Annotated in this window: 15 protein-coding genes; 11 read left to right on the top strand and 4 right to left on the bottom strand. The window is 72.0% G+C overall.

The genetic code is table 11. The features are described from left to right. Positions 1–325: 325 nt before the first annotated feature. From ABZ939_RS11015 to ABZ939_RS11035, 5 genes are read left to right on the top strand one after another with little or no spacing between them, the layout of a single operon-like run. Positions 326–1,249: a deoxyribose-phosphate aldolase gene (locus ABZ939_RS11015; protein ID WP_361851916.1), complete on the top strand. Its 924-nt coding sequence runs from the start codon at positions 326–328 to the stop codon at positions 1,247–1,249. Beyond that, entirely contained in the window at positions 1,246–2,052 is an 807-nt protein-coding gene (iolB, locus tag ABZ939_RS11020; RefSeq protein WP_361851693.1) for a 5-deoxy-glucuronate isomerase, read from the top strand. The genes ABZ939_RS11015 and iolB overlap by 4 nt, the downstream gene beginning before the upstream one ends. Further along, entirely contained in the window at positions 2,049–3,917 is a 1,869-nt protein-coding gene (gene iolD / locus ABZ939_RS11025; RefSeq protein ID WP_361851696.1) for a 3D-(3,5/4)-trihydroxycyclohexane-1,2-dione acylhydrolase (decyclizing), read from the top strand. Before iolB ends, iolD begins: the two co-directional genes overlap by 4 nt. 14 nt (positions 3,918–3,931) lie before the next feature. Then, on the top strand, positions 3,932–5,434 hold the full coding sequence (mmsA, locus tag ABZ939_RS11030; protein ID WP_361851699.1) for a CoA-acylating methylmalonate-semialdehyde dehydrogenase: 1,503 nt from the start codon (positions 3,932–3,934) through the stop codon (positions 5,432–5,434). Positions 5,435–5,486: 52 nt separating this feature from the next. Further along, positions 5,487–6,086, top strand: a complete 600-nt coding sequence (locus ABZ939_RS11035) for a DUF4291 domain-containing protein (protein ID WP_361851702.1) — start codon at positions 5,487–5,489, stop codon at positions 6,084–6,086. Here the strand turns inward: ABZ939_RS11035 and ABZ939_RS11040 are convergent. Together ABZ939_RS11040 and ABZ939_RS11045 are read right to left on the bottom strand one after the other, a co-directional pair. After that, the gene (locus ABZ939_RS11040) at positions 6,083–7,261 is read right to left on the bottom strand and encodes a S8 family peptidase (RefSeq protein WP_361851705.1); all 1,179 of its coding nucleotides are present in this window, start codon (positions 7,259–7,261) and stop codon (positions 6,083–6,085) included. The two genes, ABZ939_RS11035 and ABZ939_RS11040, sit on opposite strands and share 4 nt — an antisense overlap. Positions 7,262–7,372: 111 nt before the next feature. Next, a complete protein-coding gene (locus tag ABZ939_RS11045) occupies positions 7,373–7,798 on the bottom strand; it encodes a GNAT family N-acetyltransferase (protein ID WP_361851707.1) in 426 nt (141 codons plus the stop codon). 265 nt (positions 7,799–8,063) lie between these two features. Between ABZ939_RS11045 and ABZ939_RS11050 the strand changes: the two genes are divergently transcribed. Further along, positions 8,064–10,772 carry an alpha/beta fold hydrolase gene (locus ABZ939_RS11050; RefSeq protein ID WP_361851711.1) on the top strand — a complete coding sequence of 903 codons (2,709 nt, stop codon included), beginning with the start codon at positions 8,064–8,066 and terminating at the stop codon, positions 10,770–10,772. Further along, a complete protein-coding gene (locus ABZ939_RS11055) occupies positions 10,769–11,635 on the top strand; it encodes an ABC transporter permease (protein WP_361851713.1) in 867 nt (288 codons plus the stop codon). The genes ABZ939_RS11050 and ABZ939_RS11055 overlap by 4 nt, the downstream gene beginning before the upstream one ends. A 6-nt stretch (positions 11,636–11,641) precedes the next feature. Here the strand turns inward: ABZ939_RS11055 and ABZ939_RS11060 are convergent, their stop codons facing one another. Next, complete coding sequence (locus ABZ939_RS11060; protein WP_361851716.1) at positions 11,642–12,352, bottom strand: DNA-binding response regulator; 711 nt, start codon at positions 12,350–12,352, stop codon at positions 11,642–11,644. A 216-nt stretch (positions 12,353–12,568) separates the two neighbouring features. Between ABZ939_RS11060 and ABZ939_RS11065 the strand changes: the two genes are divergently transcribed. Both ABZ939_RS11065 and ABZ939_RS11070 read left to right on the top strand, forming a co-directional pair. Next, on the top strand, positions 12,569–14,107 hold the full coding sequence (locus ABZ939_RS11065; protein WP_361851719.1) for a von Willebrand factor type A domain-containing protein: 1,539 nt from the start codon (positions 12,569–12,571) through the stop codon (positions 14,105–14,107). A gap of 46 nt (positions 14,108–14,153) precedes the next feature. Further along, positions 14,154–14,621, top strand: coding sequence for an anthrone oxygenase family protein (locus ABZ939_RS11070; protein WP_361851722.1), 468 nt, complete (start codon positions 14,154–14,156; stop codon positions 14,619–14,621). Positions 14,622–14,686: 65 nt separating this feature from the next. On the opposite strand, the gene ABZ939_RS11075 is transcribed toward ABZ939_RS11070, so the two are convergent. Then, positions 14,687–15,649: a ScbA/BarX family gamma-butyrolactone biosynthesis protein gene (locus ABZ939_RS11075; RefSeq protein ID WP_361851725.1), complete on the bottom strand. Its 963-nt coding sequence runs from the start codon at positions 15,647–15,649 to the stop codon at positions 14,687–14,689. A gap of 363 nt (positions 15,650–16,012) precedes the next feature. On the opposite strand from ABZ939_RS11075, the gene ABZ939_RS11080 reads away from it, so the two are divergent. Next, positions 16,013–16,705, top strand: coding sequence for an HAD family phosphatase (locus ABZ939_RS11080; protein ID WP_361851727.1), 693 nt, complete (start codon positions 16,013–16,015; stop codon positions 16,703–16,705). 57 nt (positions 16,706–16,762) lie between these two features. Then, a complete protein-coding gene (locus tag ABZ939_RS11085) occupies positions 16,763–17,533 on the top strand; it encodes a glucose 1-dehydrogenase (protein ID WP_361851731.1) in 771 nt (256 codons plus the stop codon). The last annotated feature ends 63 nt before the right edge of the window (positions 17,534–17,596 follow it).

The raw sequence follows: 17,596 nt of genomic DNA on the forward strand, positions 1-17,596 counted from the left end.
CTCGGACCTCCCCTCCGGCCCGGCCACCGAGGCCACGCCGCCCGAGCCCCCGGACGGCGAACTCCCGTACGACCAACCCCCGTACGTCGAAGCCGCGAGCCCTCGACCGCGCCTACGGCCCCGTGCCGGGGTCGGCGCCGCGCACGACACGGCCGCCGCGGCGCCGGCCACCGGCCATCCGTTCGGCCGCCCACCGGCGCCCCCGGGCGACGGCTACTGGTACGAGGAGCCGCGGGGCGGGCACCCCCGCCCCGGCCCCAGCCCCCGCCCCCGCCCCAGCCCCCGCCCCACCCCCGGCACAGGCCCTCGCCCCGCCCGTGGTGCGATGCCCGTCGACGTCGAGCGGATCGTCGCCGTCCGGGCGCATCATCCCGAGGCCGTCGCCGAGGCCGCGGCCCGACGGCGGACGCGGGCGCTGTTCGAGGGGCGCGATCGGTTGCTGATCGTCGCCGCCGACCATCCCGCCCGCGGGGCGCTGGCCGTCGGGGACCGGCCGTACGCCATGGCCGACCGGGCCGATCTGCTCGGCCGGCTCTGTCTCGCGCTCTCGCGCCCCGGCGTCGACGGCGTCCTCGCCTCCGCCGACATCCTCGACGACCTCCTCCTCCTCGGCGCCCTGGACGACCGGCTCGCCGTCGGCTCCATGAACCGCGGTGGGCTCGCCGGGGCGTCGTTCGAGCTCGACGACCGGTTCACCGGCCACCGCCCCCAGGACCTCGACCGGCTCGGTTTCGACGCCGGCAAGCTCCTCCTGCGGATCGACCCCGACGACCCCGGTTCGCTCTCCACCCTCCACTCCGCCGCCCGCGTCGTCGACGAGATGGCCGGCCTGCGACTGCCCGTGTTCGTCGAACCCTTCCTCTGCCGCCGCGACCACGCGGGGCGCCTGCACAACGACCTCTCCGCCGAGGCCGTCATCACCTCCCTCGCCGTCGCCTCCGGGCTCGGCGGCACCTCCGCCTACACCTGGCTCAAGGTCCCGGTCACCGAACACCCAGACGACATGGCGCGGGTCATGGAGACCACCACCCTCCCCGCCGTCCTGCTCGGTGGAGACCCCGGCCCCGGCCCGGACGCGCAGGAGATCGCGTACGAGAAGTGGCGCGGCGCGCTGCGCCTGCCCACCGTCCGCGGGCTGGTCGTCGGGCGCTCGCTGCTCTATCCCCCGGACGGGGATGTGGCCGGAGCGGTCGATACCGCTGCGAGCCTGCTGCAGGACGCGGTAGGAAGGGACACGCACCTCACATGAGCTCTCTCCACCTGCCCGCCGGGACCGCCTCCCGCGGGCCGTACGCACTCCACATCGACCCCGACCGGGCCGGCTGGGGGTACTCCGCACTGCGCGTCCTCGAACTCCGCCCGGGAGACACCCATCTCCTGGACACCGGGGACAGCGAATGGATCGTGCTTCCGCTCACCGGCGGCTGTACGGTGCACGTCGACGGACGAGATCTTCAACTCCTGGGTCGCGAGAGCGTGTTCGGCGGAGTGTCCGACTTCGCGTACGTGCCCCGCGACGCCCGGGCCCAGATCGCCTCCGGTGCGGGAGGCCGCTTCGCTTTGGCAGGAGCGAAGTGCGAGCGACGACTCCCCGCTCGCTACGGCCCCGCGCCGGAGGTACCCGTCGAGGCCCGCGGCAGCGGCAACCAGGCCCGCCAGGTGAGGAACTTCGCGGCGGCGGACGTCTTCGAGGCGGACCGGCTGATCGCCGTCGAGGTGATCACCCCCGGCGGCAACTGGTCCTCCTACCCGCCCCACAAGCACGACGAGCACCGCCCAGGCACGGAGTCCGAGCTGGAGGAGATCTACTACTACGAGATCGCCGACGGCGGAGTCGGATACCAGCGGATCTCCCCCTCCCGGCCCGGCGGCGCCGACCTCCTCGCCGAGGTCCGCAGCGGCGACGCCGTCCTCGTGCCCGACGGCTGGCACGGCCCGTCCATCGCCCAGCCGTCCCACGCCATGTACTACCTGAACGTCATGGCGGGACCAGGACCGGAGAGGGAGTGGAAGATCTGCTTCCACCCCGACCACACGGAGGGATACAAGTGACACGGCTGACCGTGGCCCAGGCGCTGGTGCGGTTCCTCGCCGCGCAGTACACCGAACGCGACGGCGTGCGACAGCGGCTGGTCTCCGCGACCTGGGGCATCTTCGGGCACGGAAACGTCGCCGGGATCGGCCAGGCCCTCGTCGAGTACGCCGACGTCATGCCGTACCACCAGGGGCGCAACGAACAGGCCATGGTGCACGCGGCCGTCGGCTACGCGCGCCAGTCGAACCGGCTCTCCGCGCACGCCGTCACGACCTCCATCGGCCCCGGCGCCACCAACCTCGTCACCGGCGCCGCGCTGGCGACCATCAACCGCATCCCCGTGCTGCTGCTGCCAGGCGACGCGTTCGCCACCCGCCCCGCCGACCCGGTCCTCCAGCAGCTCGAAGTGCCGTACGCGGGCGAGATGTCGGTCAACGACTGCCTGCGGCCCGTCTCGAAGTACTTCGACCGGATCACCCGCCCCGAGGCGCTGATCCCGGCCGCACTGGCCGCCGCGCGGGTCCTCACCGACCCCGTCGAGACCGGCGCGGTCACGCTCGCCCTGCCGCAGGACGTCCAGGCGGAGGCGTACGACTGGCCGGAGAAGTTCTTCGCCGAACGGGTCTGGCGCGTGCGCCGGCCGGTGCCGGACGACGCCGAACTGGACGCGGCGGTCGCGGCGATCGGCGGGGCGGCCCGTCCGCTGATCGTCGCGGGCGGCGGGGTCAAGTACAGCGGGGCCGAGGAGGCGCTCGCCACCTTCGCCGCCCTGACCGGCATCCCGGTCGCCTCCACCCAGGCCGGCAAGGGTGCTCTGCGCCACGACCACCCGCAGGACGTCGGCGCCGTCGGCCACACCGGCACCGCCGTCGCCGACCACCTGGCGCGCACGGCCGACGTGGTGATCGGGGTCGGCACCCGCTGGACCGACTTCACGACCGCCTCAGGGACCCTGTTCACCCACCCGGACGTGCGCTTCGTCAACCTCAACATCGCGGCCTTCGACACGCACAAGATGGCAGCGCTGCCCCTGGTCGCGGACGCCCGCGAGGGACTGGAAGGACTCCACGCGCTGCTCGACCCGCACCATGTCACCGAGCACTACGTGCGCGAGTACGCGGAGGAGAAGCTCCGCTGGGAGGCCCGCGTCACCGCCGCCCACACCGCACCGGACGAGAAGGCCCGACCCACCCAGACCCAGGTCCTCGGCGTACTCGACACTCTGGTCGACGACACCGACATCCTGATCAACGCGGCCGGCTCCCTCCCCGGCGATCTGCACAAGCTCTGGCGGGCCCGGTCCTCGGACCAGTACCACGTCGAATACGGGTACTCGTGCATGGGCTACGAGATCCCGGCGGCGATCGGGGTGGCGCTCGCCGCGCCCGGGCGGCCGGTCTGGGCGCTCGTCGGCGACGGCACCTATCTGATGAATCCCACCGAAATCGTCACGGCCGTGCAGGAGGGACTGCCCATCAAGGTGGTCATCCTGCAGAACCACGGGTATGCCTCCATCGGCGGGCTCTCGGAGTCCGTCGGCGGTGAGCGGTACGGCACCGCCTACCGCTTCCGGGCCCCGGACGGCAGCTTCACCGGCGCCCCGCTCCCCGTCGACCTGGCCGCCAACGCGGCCTCCCTCGGCATGCGGGTGCTGACCGCCCGCACCGTACGTGACCTGCGAGAAGCCCTCGCCGACGCCCGGACGTCGACCGTCCCCACATGTGTCTATGTCGAGACCGAAACGGCAGACACAGTGTCGGGCGCGCCCCCTGCCCAGGCGTGGTGGGATGTGCCTGTGGCCGAGACCGCGACCCGCTCGTCGGCGGTCAAGGCCCGGGAGGAGTACGACCGGCACGTCACCGCCCGACGCCGCCATCTCTGAAGGAGTAGTTCGTCATGACGAAGACCGTCAACCACTGGATCGGTGGCAAGACCGTCGAGGGCACGTCGGGCAACTGGGGCCCGGTCACCGACCCGGCCACCGGTGCCGTGACCACGCAGGTGGCCCTGGCCTCGGTCGAGGAGGTCGACGCCGCCGTCGCCGCCGCGAAGACCGCGTTCGAGACCTGGGGGACGGCGTCGCTCGCGCAGCGCACCACGATCCTGTTCAAGTTCCGCGCGCTGCTCGACGCCAACCGTGACGCGATCGCCGAGCTGATCACCGCCGAGCACGGCAAGGTCCACTCGGACGCGCTGGGCGAGGTCGCCCGCGGTCTGGAGATCGTCGACCTGGCCTGCGGTATCACCACCCAGCTCAAGGGCGAGCTCTCCACCCAGGTGTCGAACCGGGTGGACGTGGCCGCGATCCGCCAGCCGGTGGGTGTGGTGGCCGGCATCACGCCGTTCAACTTCCCCGCCATGGTGCCGATGTGGATGTTCCCCCTCGCCATCGCGTGCGGCAACACCTTCATCCTCAAGCCGAGCGAGAAGGACCCGTCGCCGTCCCTGAAGATCGCGGAGCTGCTCGCCGAGGCGGGTCTGCCCGAGGGTGTCTTCAACGTCGTCCACGGCGACAAGGTGGCCGTGGACCGGCTCCTGGAGCACCCGGACGTCTCGGCCGTCTCGTTCGTGGGCTCGACGCCGATCGCCCGCTACATCCACACCACCGCTTCCGCCAAGGGCAAGCGGGTGCAGGCGCTCGGCGGCGCGAAGAACCACATGCTGGTGCTGCCGGACGCGGACCTCGACGCGGCGGCGGACGCGGCCGTCTCGGCGGCGTACGGCTCGGCCGGTGAGCGCTGCATGGCGATCTCGGCGGTCGTCGCGGTCGGCGCGATCGGTGACGAGCTGGTCGAGAAGATCCGCGAGCGCGCCGAGAAGATCAAGATCGGCCCCGGCAACGACCCGACCTCCGAGATGGGCCCCCTCATCACGGCCGTCCACCGCGACAAGGTCGCCTCGTACGTGAGGGGCGCGGCCGACGAGGGCTGCGAGGTCGTGCTCGACGGCACCGGCTACACGGTCGAGGGGTACGAGGACGGCCACTGGATCGGCCTGTCGCTCCTGGACCACGTGCCGACGACGGCGAAGGCGTACCAGGACGAGATCTTCGGCCCGGTGCTGTGCGTGCTGCGCACGGAGACGTACGAGGAGGGCGTCGCCCTCATCAACGCGTCGCCGTTCGGCAACGGCACCGCGATCTTCACCCGCGACGGCGGCGCGGCCCGCCGCTTCCAGCTGGAGATCGAGGCGGGCATGGTCGGCGTGAACGTGCCGATCCCGGTGCCGGTGGGCTACCACTCCTTCGGTGGCTGGAAGGACTCGCTCTTCGGCGACCACCACATCTACGGCAACGACGGCGTCCACTTCTACACCCGGGGCAAGGTCGTCACGACCCGCTGGCCGGACCCCTCCGAGGCCCCTGCGGGCGTGGACCTGGGCTTCCCGCGCAACCACTGATCCACGGAAATTCGATGGCCCCCGGGGCGCGCGACGGCGCACCCTGGGGGCCATGTCCGTTCATCCACCGAAGTACCAGATCCGCGCCCTGCACACCGAGTCGACGGTGACCGTCTACCAGGCGTACGACCCGTCCATCGGCCTTCCGGCGGCCCGCGACGGCCGGTTCCCACCCGCCTGGAAGCGGGACCGGATGACGTGGATCAAGCCCTCGTTCCTGTGGATGATGTACCGCTGCGGCTGGGGCCTGAAGGAGGGCCAGCAGACGGTCCTCGCGATCGAGATCACCCGCGAGGGTTTCGAGTGGGCGCTGCGCAACGCCTGCCTGTCGCACTACGTCCGGCACTTCCACCCCGACCAGGCCACCTGGAAGCGGCAGTTGAGGGAGTCCCCGGCCCGCGTGCAGTGGGACCCCGAGCGGGACCCGCACCTCGCCGCGCTTCCGTACCGCTCCCTGCAGCTGGGGCTAGCGGGGGAGGCGTCCCGGCGCTACGCCGACGAGTGGACCGTCTCCGTACGGGACGTCACACCGCTCGCGCACGAGATCCACGCCCTCGTCCGCGAAGGGCGGCTGGAGGAGGCGCACCGGCGGATGCCCGAGGAGCGGCCGTACCCGGCGGGCACGGAGCTCCTCGGGCATCTGGTGGCCTAGAAGAGGGAGTGCAGCAGCTTGTTCGGGGAGCCCGTCCGCGGGTCCTGGACCTTGCCGGAGGTGGCGTTGTTCACCAGTGCGGTGCTCACCTGGGCCGGCGTCGCCGTCGGGTTCGCCGACAGGTAGAGCGCGGCCACGCCCGCGGTGTGCGGGGTCGCCATCGACGTGCCCGAGATGGTGTTCGTCGCCGTGTCGTTGTCCTTCCACGCCGAGGTGATGGACACGCCCGGGGCGAAGAGGTCCACACACGTGCCGTAGTTGGAGAAGGACGCCCGCTTGTCGGCGGAGTCCGTCGCGCCGACCGTGATCGCCTCGGGGACGCGGGCCGGGGAGTAGTTGCAGGCCCGCGCGGGCCAGCCCAGGATGTTGCCGTTGCCCGCGGCGACCGCGTACGTGACGCCCGAGGCGATCGAGCGCTTCACCGCGTCGTCCAGCGAGGCGTTCGCCCCGCCGCCCAGGCTCATGTTGGCGACGGCCGGCTTGACGGCGTTCGCCGTCACCCAGTCCACGCCGGCGATGACCCCGGCGGTCGTACCGGACCCGTTGCAGTCCAGGACCCGTACGGCCACCAGCTTCGCGCCCTTGGCGACGCCGTACTTCGCGCCACCGACCGTGCCCGCGACGTGCGTGCCGTGGCCCTGGCAGTCCTGGCCGTTCTGGCCGCCGCCGACGGTGTCCGTGCCGACGGTCGCCCGGCCGCCGAACTCGCTGTGCGACGTGCGGATTCCGGTGTCGATGATGTACGCGGTGACGTTCGACGCCGTCGTGTTGTACGAGTACGTCGTCGACAGCGGCAGGTCCCGCTGGTCGATCCGGTCCAGACCCCAGGTCGCGCCGTTCTGGGTGTCGGCGACCCGTACGGTCGCGTTCTGCTCGATGTACGCCACCCGCGGGTCGGCGGCCATCGCGGCGGCCCTGGCCTGGGACATCGTGGTCGAGAAGCCCTTGAGGGCGGTGCGGTACTCGTGCTTCGGCGTCACACCCAGATCGGCGGCGCGGGTGGAGCCGTCCTTGAGGACGACGATCCAGCTGTTCTCGATGGCGAGCGAGGCCGGCGCGAGGCGGAGGTCACCGACGGGGGCGCCCTGGGCGGTGGGGGAGACGGCGAACTGCAGGCCGGCGGCGAGCGCGAGGACGGGGACGAGCGCCATGGCGCGGCGAGGTATTCGGGTCATGTGGTGGGGCACCTGAACCTTTCGTGGGCCGGGTTACCGGCAGGTACGGGCGGTTGGTGCGCCACAGAGTCTCGTGTTGGCATGTGTCGTACAAGAGGGCGTCGGGTCCCCTCACCGGTCCTTCACGTCGAACTCCCACGTCAGCATGGCGAATCCACCCTCGTCCCGCGCTCCCGTCGACCGGTACGTCGCCAGCGCCGGCCCGTTGTCCGTGTCCACCCCGACCCATACGTCGTAGCAGCCGCGCTCGCGCGCCTCGGCCACCAGAGCCTCCGTCAGCGCCCGCCCGATGCCCCGCCGCCGGTACCCCTCGTCCACCGACAGCTCGTACAGACACATCTCCACCCCCTTGTCCGGGTGGAGCATCTCGATCCCGCTCACCAGACCCGCGGGGAACCCGTCCTCCGCGTACGCGATCAGCATCAGATGCCCGGGCGCGGCCAGGAACCGCTCCGCCCACGCGGCGCGCGGCGGGTTGTCGTAGAGGTGCTCCGCGGCCAGCAGCTCGGCCACCGTCGTCGCCCGCCGGATCTCCATGCCACGCCCCTCCCATTTGAGGCTCGGTTCGCCTCCGGGCGCCTCCCGTGTGCGTCGACGGTCGATCGTGCTCGACGGCTCGTCCCTCGCCGCCTCCGCGCGTTCTCCCTTTCGACGCCCACGGCGCCCTTCGGCTCACTCGCCCGCCTGCACGGCGCATACCGCGCCTGGTGTACGCGACGGTAGTCCGTACGACTTCAGGAGGCCCGCGATTTCCGCCCGGGGGCAGCCGTGGCTCACAGGCGGCCCGCCTAGGCTCGGGGGCATGCAGCTCCGACTTCCCCGGTGGGCCGCGGTCACCGCCGCCCTCGCCGTGCTCGCGGGCGCCGGCACCTTGACCGCCGTCGCCTCGGACGAACCGCCGCCCGTGCACCGCGCGGACCGGGTGCTCGACATGCCCGGGGCGCGGATCGACACCTCCTACTACACCTCCGGGAGCGACGGCCGGCGGCCGGCCGTCCTCCTCGGGCACGGCTTCGGCGGCTCCAAGGACGACGTCCGTGCCCAGGCCGAGCGGCTCGCCCGCGACGGCTACGCCGTCCTGACCTGGTCGGCCCGCGGATTCGGCTCCTCCACCGGGCAGATCGGACTCAACGACCCCGACCACGAGGTCAAGGACGTCCAGCGGCTCATCGACTGGCTCGCCCAGCGCCCCGAGGTCCTGCTCGACAAGGACGGTGACCCGCGCGTCGGCCTCACCGGCGCCTCCTACGGCGGCGCGGTCTCGCTGCTCGCCGCCGGGTACGACACCCGGGTCGACGCGATCGCCCCGCAGATCACCTACTGGAATCTCGCCGACGCCCTCTTCCCCAACGGCGTCTTCAAGAAGCTCTGGGCGGGCATCTTCTTCTCTGCCGGCAACCAGGCCACCGGAAGCCAGGCCACCGGAAGCCGGCCCACCGGCAACCCGCCCACCGGCGCCCAGCCGGGCAAAGCCGACGGCTGCGGCCGCTTCACCGCCGAGCTGTGCGCCCTGTACCAGCGCGTCGCCGTCTCCGGACAGCCGGACGCCGCCGCCCGCACCCTCCTCGAAGCCCGCAGCCCCTCCGCCGTCGGAGACCGGATCAAGGTCCCCGCCCTGATCGTCCAGGGACAGACCGACTCCCTCTTCCCGCTCGGCCACGCCGACGCCATGGCGAAGGCGATCGCAGCCAACGGCGCGCCCGTCGCCGTCGACTGGATCGCGGGCGGCCACGACGGCGGCAACCGCGAGACCGAACGCGTCGAGGCCCGGATCAGCGGCTGGTTCGACCGCCACCTCAAGCAGGAGACGGGCGCCGACACCGGGCCCGCGTTCCGCGTCAGCCGTGCCGGGGGAGTCGACTCCACCGACGGGCAGGCGCAGCTGCGCGGCGCGAGCTCCGACCGCTACCCCGGGCTCTCGGGCGACGCCGGCGACGCGCTGTCCCTCCCGCTGGACGGCGGCGGGCCGCAGACCTTCGCCAACCCCGCCGGAGCGGGCCCGCCCGCCATCTCCGCGGTCCCGGGCGTCGGCGGCGGGCTCTCCCAGCTCTCCTCCCTGGGCGTGGGCCTCTCCCTCGACTTCCCCGGCCAGTACGCCCGGTTCGAGGCGAAGCCGCAGGCGGAGGCGGTACGGATCACCGGCTCGCCGACCGTCCGCGTCAAGGTCACCTCCGACAGTCAGGACGGCTCGGCCGTCCTCTTCGCCAAGGTCTACGACGTCGGCCCCGACGGCCGCCGGCAGGTGCTGCCGGCCCAGCTGGTCGCCCCCGTCCGCGTCGACGACGCCCGGAAGGGCAGGAGCGTCGAGCTGACGCTGCCCGTGATCGACCACGAGGTCGAGGCAGGTCATCGGCTGCGGCTCGTACTCTCCGCCACCGACCTCGGCTACGCCTCCCCGGCCGCGCCGGCCGCGTACACCGTCGCCGTGGAGAGCCCGCTGACGGTCCCCACCGCGCCCGCCGTGAACACCCAGGCGGCCGCGCTGCCCTGGTGGGTGTGGGGCCTGCCGCTCGCCGGAGTGCTGATCGCCGCCGCACTGCTCCTCACGGCTCGGCGCCGGACCGCGGCACCCGCCCCCGACCCCGACCTCGCCGCGGTACCGCTGCAGATCACCGGGCTGACGAAGAAGTACGCCAAGTCCTCGGACCGGTACGCGGTGCGGGATCTCTCCTTCCGGGTCGAACAGGGACAGGTCCTCGGTCTGCTCGGACCCAACGGCGCGGGGAAGACCACCACCCTGCGGATGCTCATGGGCCTGATCACCCCCGACGACGGGGAGATCCGGGTCTTCGGCCAGGCCATCCGGCCGGGCGCCCCGGTCCTCTCCCGGGTCGGCGCGTTCGTCGAGGGCGCGGGTTTCCTGCCCCATCTGTCCGGGCGGGACAACCTGGAGCTGTACTGGAAGGCCACCGGGCGGCCCGCCGAGGACGCGCACATCGAGGAGGCCCTGGAGATCGCCGGCCTCGGCGACGCGCTCGCCCGCGCCGTACGGACGTACTCGCAGGGCATGAGGCAGCGGCTCGCCATCGCCCAGGCCATGCTCGGTCTGCCGGACCTGCTGATCCTCGACGAACCGACCAACGGACTCGACCCGCCCCAGATCCGCGAGATGCGGGACGTGATGATCCGGTACGCCGCCGAGGGCCGGACCGTCATCGTCTCCAGCCACCTCCTCTCGGAGGTCGAGCAGTCCTGTACGCATCTCGTGGTCATGGACCGCGGCCGGCTCGTGCAGGCCGGTCCCGTCGGCGAGATCACCGGCGCGGGGGACACCCTGCTCGTGACGCTCGGGGACGCCGTCCCGGACCCGCTCGTGGACAAGATCGGCGCGCTGCCCGGGATCGGCTCGGCCGTACGGACCGAGAACGGGCTCCTCGTCCGCCTCGACGGGGCCGACGCGACCGCCCTGATCGGCGAACTCGTCCGCCTGGACGTGCCCGTGACCGGTGTGGGTCCGCACCGGCGCCTGGAGGACGCGTTCCTGACCCTGATCGGAGGAGGATCCGCATGAGCACGACCGCGGAACTGGTGGAGACCGCACCCGGCTACCGGGCGCGGCACACCCTGCCGCTGCGCGTCGAGGCCGTACGGCAGCTCAAGCGGCGCCGCACCCTGGTCATGGGAGCGGTGCTCGCCGCCCTGCCGTTCGTCCTGATCATCGCCTTCGCGATCGGCGGGTCCCCGGACGGCAACGAGAGCGGTCGGATCACGCTGATGGACACGGCGACGGCGTCGGCGGCGAACTTCGCCGCGACCTGTCTCTTCGTCTCCGCCGGATTCCTCCTCGTGATCCCGGTCGCCCTGTTCTGCGGGGACACCGTGGCCTCCGAGGCCAGCTGGTCCTCGCTGCGCTATCTCCTGGCCGCACCCGTCCCCCGGGCCCGGCTGCTCTGGTCCAAGCTGGCCGTGGCGCTCGGCTTCAGCGCGGCGGCGATGGTGCTGCTGCCGCTGGTGGCGCTCGCCGCGGGCACGGTCGCCTACGGCTGGGGCCCCTTGCAGCTCCCCACCGGCGGCGCCCTGCCCGCCGCCGACACCCTGCCCCGGCTGGCCTTGGCCGTCGCGTTCATCTTCGTCTCCCAACTGGTCACCGCCGGGCTCGCGTTCTGGCTCTCCACCCGGACCGACGCCCCGCTGGGCGCCGTCGGCGGCGCGGTCGGCCTGACGATCATCGGCAACGTCCTGGACGCGGTCACGGCGCTCGGCTCCTGGCGCGACTTCCTGCCCGCGCACTGGCAGTTCGCCTGGGCGGACGCCCTCCAGCCGCAGCTGGAGTGGGGCGGGATGGCCAAGGGTGCGGCGGTCTCGGTGACGTACGCGCTGATCCTCTTCGCGCTCGCCTTCCGGGGCTTCGCCCGCAAGGACATCGTGTCCTGAGGTCCGTCACAACCACCCCCTCCGAGCCGCTTCCGCGCCCGCGCGGAAGCGGCTCGTCGTGCCCAGGGCGTGCATCAGCTCACCGACGCGGCGGCTGTAGGTCCGGCCGGACATGCCGAGGCGGGCGGCGGCCGTCTCGTCGGTGAGGCCGGCGAGGAGCGCTTCGAGGACCGGGCGGAGCTGGGGAGGGAGGTCACGCGGCGGGGAGGTGGCACCGGCCAGGTCCTCGCCCGCGTCCCAACTGGTGTGGTGGGCGCGGACCAGGGCGTGCACGACGACCGGATCCCGGATCAGCAGCAGCCCGTTGTACAGCAGCTCCAGATCGAGCGGGACCGCCGCCACCGTACGGTCGACGACGATCATCTTGAAGGGGATGGAGTCCGCGAGGCGGGCCCGCCCCGGCCCGTGGACCGCGCCGGCCACATGGGGCAGGGCGTGGCGCGGCACGATCCGTCTGACCTCCGGCGCCCGCTCCGCCGCGGCCCGCATGCACGCTCCTGCCAGCTCCAGGAACGGCTCGGGGATCGCACGGCCCGCGGAGGCGGCCGGGTCGTCGAAGGTCAGCAACTCGTGCCGCGTCGAGGCGGCCAGCCCGGCCAGCGCCGCGCTGATCCGCCGCGCGCCACGGACGGGGCGCGCCGGAGGCCGCTGTGCCTCCGGTATCGCCCGGTTCATCGCCGATCGCGCGAGCATCACGGAGCCCGCAGTCTCTGCCACCGCTGACCACCCCCGCCCGATCGGTGTGCCACTCCATGTACGCATGCGACTGCACACGGTGACAACCCCTGTTGAGAAGGATGGCGAGTCCATGCCACGGGAGGCCGCCCCGGTCGCCGTTGCCGCATTGAGATCCATCCGCAACCCCTTCGTCTGCTCCTTCCGGCCCCCTCGGACGTCACATTCACAAGTGCTGGACTTCGAGGGGGAGATGACATGAAGCGACGACGCAGGGCCCGGCTCACCGCCGGCATCCTGGCCGCCGGGCTGGTCCTGACCGGATGTGCGGGCAACGGGAACACCGAGCGGGCGGCGGACGGGAGCCGCGGCGGGAACCGGGCGCCGGTCGCCCCCGACGCCCGCCAGGACGGTGCCGCCGAGGGCGAGCAGCGGTCCGAGCCGCCCGCCGCCGACTGGCTCTCCACCTTCGCCCTGGACGTGGACACCGCCTCGTACGGCTACGCCCGCCGTACCCTCTCCGAGGGCCGGCTGCCCGAACCGACGTCCGTACGGCCCGAGGAGTTCGTCAACAGCTTCCGGCCCGACTATCCGCGGCCCGCGGGCGACGGGTTCAGTGTGACGATCGACGGGGCGCGGACCGGGGACGACGGCTGGTCGGTCGTCCGGGTCGGCCTCGCCACCGCCGCCGCGGACCGGAAGGGCGAACGCCCGCCCGCCGCCCTCACCTTCGTCGTCGACATCTCCGGCTCGATGGCCGAGACGGGCCGGCTCGACCTGGTCAAGGAGTCCCTCGGCATCCTCACCGACGAGCTCCGCGACGACGACTCGGTCGCGCTGGTCACCTTCAGCGACGAGGCCGAGACCCGGCTGCCCATGACGAAGGTCAAGGGGCAGCGCGAGCGGATCCACGACATCGTCGACGAGCTGGCGACGACCTCCTCCACCAACGTGGAGGCAGGCGTGCGCACCGGCTACGACGTCGCCGTCGAGGGGCACCGCGAAGGCGCCACCAACCGGGTCGTGCTGCTCTCCGACGCTCTCGCCAACACCGGGGACACCGACGCGCAGTCGATCCTGAACCGGATCGACAAGGAACGCAGGCAGTACGGCATCACCCTCTTCGGCGTCGGCGTCGGAAGCGACTACGGCGACGCGTTCATGGAGCGGCTCGCCGACAAGGGCGACGGGCACACCACGTACGTCTCCACCAGCGAGCAGGCCCGCAAGGTCTTCGTGGACCAGCTCCCCCACAACATCGAACTGCGCGCCCGCGACGCCAAGGCGCAGGTCGCGTTCGACCCGAAGACCGTCGAGAAGTTCCGGCTGATCGGCTACGAGAACCGGGAGGTCGCCGACGAGGACTTCCGCGACGACCGGGTCGACGGCGGCGAGGTGGGAGCGGGGCACACCGTCACCGCGCTGTACGCGGTGAAGACCCGGCCCGGGCGCACCGGGCAGCTGGCCACCGCCACGGTCCGCTGGCTCGACCCCAAGAGCCGCACCCCGCACGAGAACACCGGAAGCGTCGGTACGAGCGCGCTCACCACCTCCCTCTGGGCCCCCGGCCACGACAGCCTGCAGCTGACCGCCGTCACCGCCTACTTCGCCGACCGGCTGAGGGGCGGCGACCTGCCGGGCGCGCCGAAGCTCTCGGAACTCGCCGAGCGCTCCGGGGCGATCGCGGAGCGGTCGGGTTCGAAGGTGGTCCGGGAGCTGACCGAGGCGATCCGGCAGGCGGACAAGCTGCTCGCCAGGGACGGCGGTGCGGAACCGGGGGATCCGTACGTCGGTTGATCCACAACCGCTGCGCGGTGGCCGTGGATCCCGTCATGATGGGGCCATGGCCACCCTGCTGCTCGCCCTCGCCGTCGGTTCCACCGGCCTCTACGCCGGGTTCATGCTGATCTTCCTGACCGGGATCATGCCCGCGCTCGCCCGGCTCGGGGACACGGAGTTCGTCGACGCCATGCGGCGGATCAACGAGTACGTGCCCAAGCCGGTGTTCCTGATCGTGTTCCTGGGGGTCGTGGCCTTCCCGGTGGCCGCGTTCTTCGTGCCCGTCGACGGGCGCTCCGACACCCAGAAGTGGCTGGTCCTGGCCGGCCTGGTCTGCGCCGCGCTCAACCATCTGGTCACGATCGGCGGCAACATCCCGCTGAACAACGCGCTGGCCGCCTCGGAGCGGACGGGGGAGGCGCCGTCCGCCGTCCGGGCGGCCTTCGAGAAGCGTTGGAACGGCTTCCACGCGGTCCGCACGATGCTGATCACCGCCGCGTTCGGGCTGCTGATCGCCGCGTCCCTGAACTGAGCGTCGCCGGATCGGCGGTCCGCGAACCGACCGTCCTTGGATGGACCGTCCCTGAACCGACGGATCTAGGAAGGCAGTTCCGCGACCGTGGTGATCGCGGTGAACAGGATCTCGTCGTCCTGCCGGCCGGTCACCCGGATCAGCCGCTCCGGGCTGCCCGGGTAGTCCACGGCCGGCTCGGTCTCGATCCAGCAGGGGCTGCCGAACTCGGCGTATCGGTGGAAGGTGGAGTCCATCGCCACCGGCAGCACCGGCCGGCCGCCGGGCATGAGGGTGTGCACGGCCTGCCGGGCCGCCTCGAGCAGGACCATGCCGGGGATGTGGTCGCCGGGGTGGTCGAAGAGCACGGGGTGGCGGGTGTTCGCCCGCAGTTGCCAGCGGTCGGCGCGCTCGGTCGGTGTGAGCACGACGTCGAACTCGCTGTGCCGGCCGACGGATCGCGGCTCCACGGATGCGGTGGGCGGTTCCTGGGCCATCGCGGTCGCGGCCTCGGCGAGGCGATCGGCGCGCAGCCTGCGGTAGACCTCGGGGCTGGTGCAGGTGTAGCGGGCGTTGCCGGTGGCGAGCACCCGGCCGTTCTCGCTGATCACGACCTCGTAGCTCAGTCCGGCCAGCCGGCCGGCGCGGCGGCGTATGTCGGTGCAGGTGACGTCGAGGCGCAGATCGGCGGGTGCGCCGCCGACGGGCAGCAGCGCGGGCGTCACGCGATAGTTGAGCTCCCACATCAGGAACTGGTGGCCCAATGGCACGTCGAAACCCGCGTGGGCGAGTAACGCACCGACCTGACGGATCGTTTCGGCAGCCAGCATCGGGTCGTAGTGCGAACCGCCGACCGGCTCGAAGAAGGAGTGTCCACGCGGCCATTGGGCGTACAGCGTGAAGTGGGCCTCGTCCCTGCGGCACCATTCGGCGGTCAGAAAGACCTCGGCGAGCGCGGCCCGGTGAACGTACTCACGGGGAGCCGTCGTGGTCAGCCCGCGGAGGGCTTCGCTGTCCACGATGTCGGTCGGGGCGGGCGTCTGCAGCATGAGATCCCTCTACTAGGGGCCTACTAAGGAGATTCGGGCAACCAGCTCTCGCGGAAGTTACGAACTCCTCGGTCTGTTTCGCAAGTGCAAGGGTACGGTTCTGTCAGGTCGGTGCGGGGTACGGCGAAGTGCCCCCCAGTCTGCCCGCGTCCAACGACGCCTGTCAGAACGGCAGATGTCCGACTCATGAGACCCGAGGGTTCACGAGTGAGGAGGCTTCGGGTATCTTCACGCTGCCGGAAATCTGTACCGCCAGGTTTGTTTCTCGGGCCTCCGAGACGCCGGTTCGGGTGATCGCGTCCTGATCTGAGCGATTCGATCCGATACGCCCGGCTCGCCGATCGGCTGTCCCTGGGAGACTCCGTGGAACACCTGCGCCAGATATCCGTCGCCGCCGTCAACATCGACGGCGTCCTGCTGAACGACACGTTCAGCCCGGTCATCCACCGGTTCATCACCAGCCGGGGCGGTCACTACGACGCCGAGGTGGAGCGGGAGATCTTCTCCCAGACCCAGCTCACCGCGGCCAAGGCCCTCGGTGCCGCGGCCGGGCTCTCCTGGGGTCCCGAGGAGGTGCTCGCGGCCTACTTCGAGGAGCGCGCCGCCCACCTGGCCGAGCATCCGCTGCGCGTGCTCGACGGCGCCGCCGAACTGCTGCTTCGCCTGCGGGAACTGGGGCTGCGAACGGTCTGCTACGGCGGACTCGACGCGTCCCACTTCGACCTCCACCTGCGGGAGCTGGCGCATCTCTTCGACGCGCCCGGCTATGTGTGCACCAACGACTTCCGCCCCGGGGTCCGCGAGGTGACGCTGGACCTCGGACTCCGGTTCGACCAGATCCTGTTCATCGACGACGTCGCCCGGGTCGGGGAGGCCGCCAAGGAGCTCGGGGTGCCGTTCATCGGCCACCCCAGCGACTTCGCCCACGGGTTCCAGGGCGAGCTGATGCGCAGAGCGGGCGTACGGCACGTGGTGGGGTCGCTCGGCGAGATCGACGAGTCCCTGCTGCGGACCCTCGACGCCGAGGCCGCCGCCGGTACGGTCTGGAACCGCTGAGGACGCCGTGGCGTACAAGGTGTCACACATCCAACTGCCGAGGGAGACGACCGTTCCATGACTGCCGACCACCGCCTGCTGCCCGACAAGGTCGCCCTGATCACCGGAGCGAGCAGCGGAATCGGGGCGGCCGCCGCCCGGGTCTTCGCCCGTGAGGGCGCCCGCGTGGTGCTCGCCGCCCGCCGCGAGGACAGGCTCAAGGACCTGGTGACGGAGCTGCGCGAGCAGGGCGCCGAGGCCGAGTACGTGGTGGCGGACATGACCCGCCGCGAGGACACCCGAGCCGCCGTGGCGCATGCGGTGCAGACGTACGGAAGGCTCGACGTGGCCTTCAACAACGCCGGGTGGGGTGCCGGCCGCGAGCCCCTGCACGAGATGGACGACGAGCTCTACGACCGGATCCTGGACGTCAATCTGCGCGGGGTCTGGAACTGCCTCCGGGACGAGATCGCCGCCATGCTGACCACCGGCGGTGGCGCGATCGTGAACACCAGCAGCGTCGGCGGACTGCTCGCGACCCCGGTCGCCGCGCCCTATGTCGCCGCCAAGCACGCCGTGGTCGGGCTGACCAAGGCGGCCGCCGCCGAGTACGCGGCCCAGGGGATACGGGTCAACTCGGTGGCGCCCGGGACGACCCGTACCGAAGTGGTCACCGAGTGGTTCGCCGCGGTGCCCGGGATCGAGGAGGCGCTGCACGCCGCCACGCCGCAGCCGCGGACCGCCGAGCCCGAGGAGATCGCCGAGGCGGCGGCCTGGCTCTGCAGCGACCGATCGTCGTTCGTCACCGGTGCGATCATGCCGGTGGACGGCGGCTTCACGATGGTGTGAGCCGGGTGCCGTCCGGCCGAACGGCCTGCGTGCGATGTCTTGTGTCCTCTGCACGTATCCGTC

Source organism: Streptomyces sp. NPDC046712, from assembly GCF_040645695.1.
Taxonomy (GTDB): domain Bacteria; phylum Actinomycetota; class Actinomycetes; order Streptomycetales; family Streptomycetaceae; genus Streptomyces.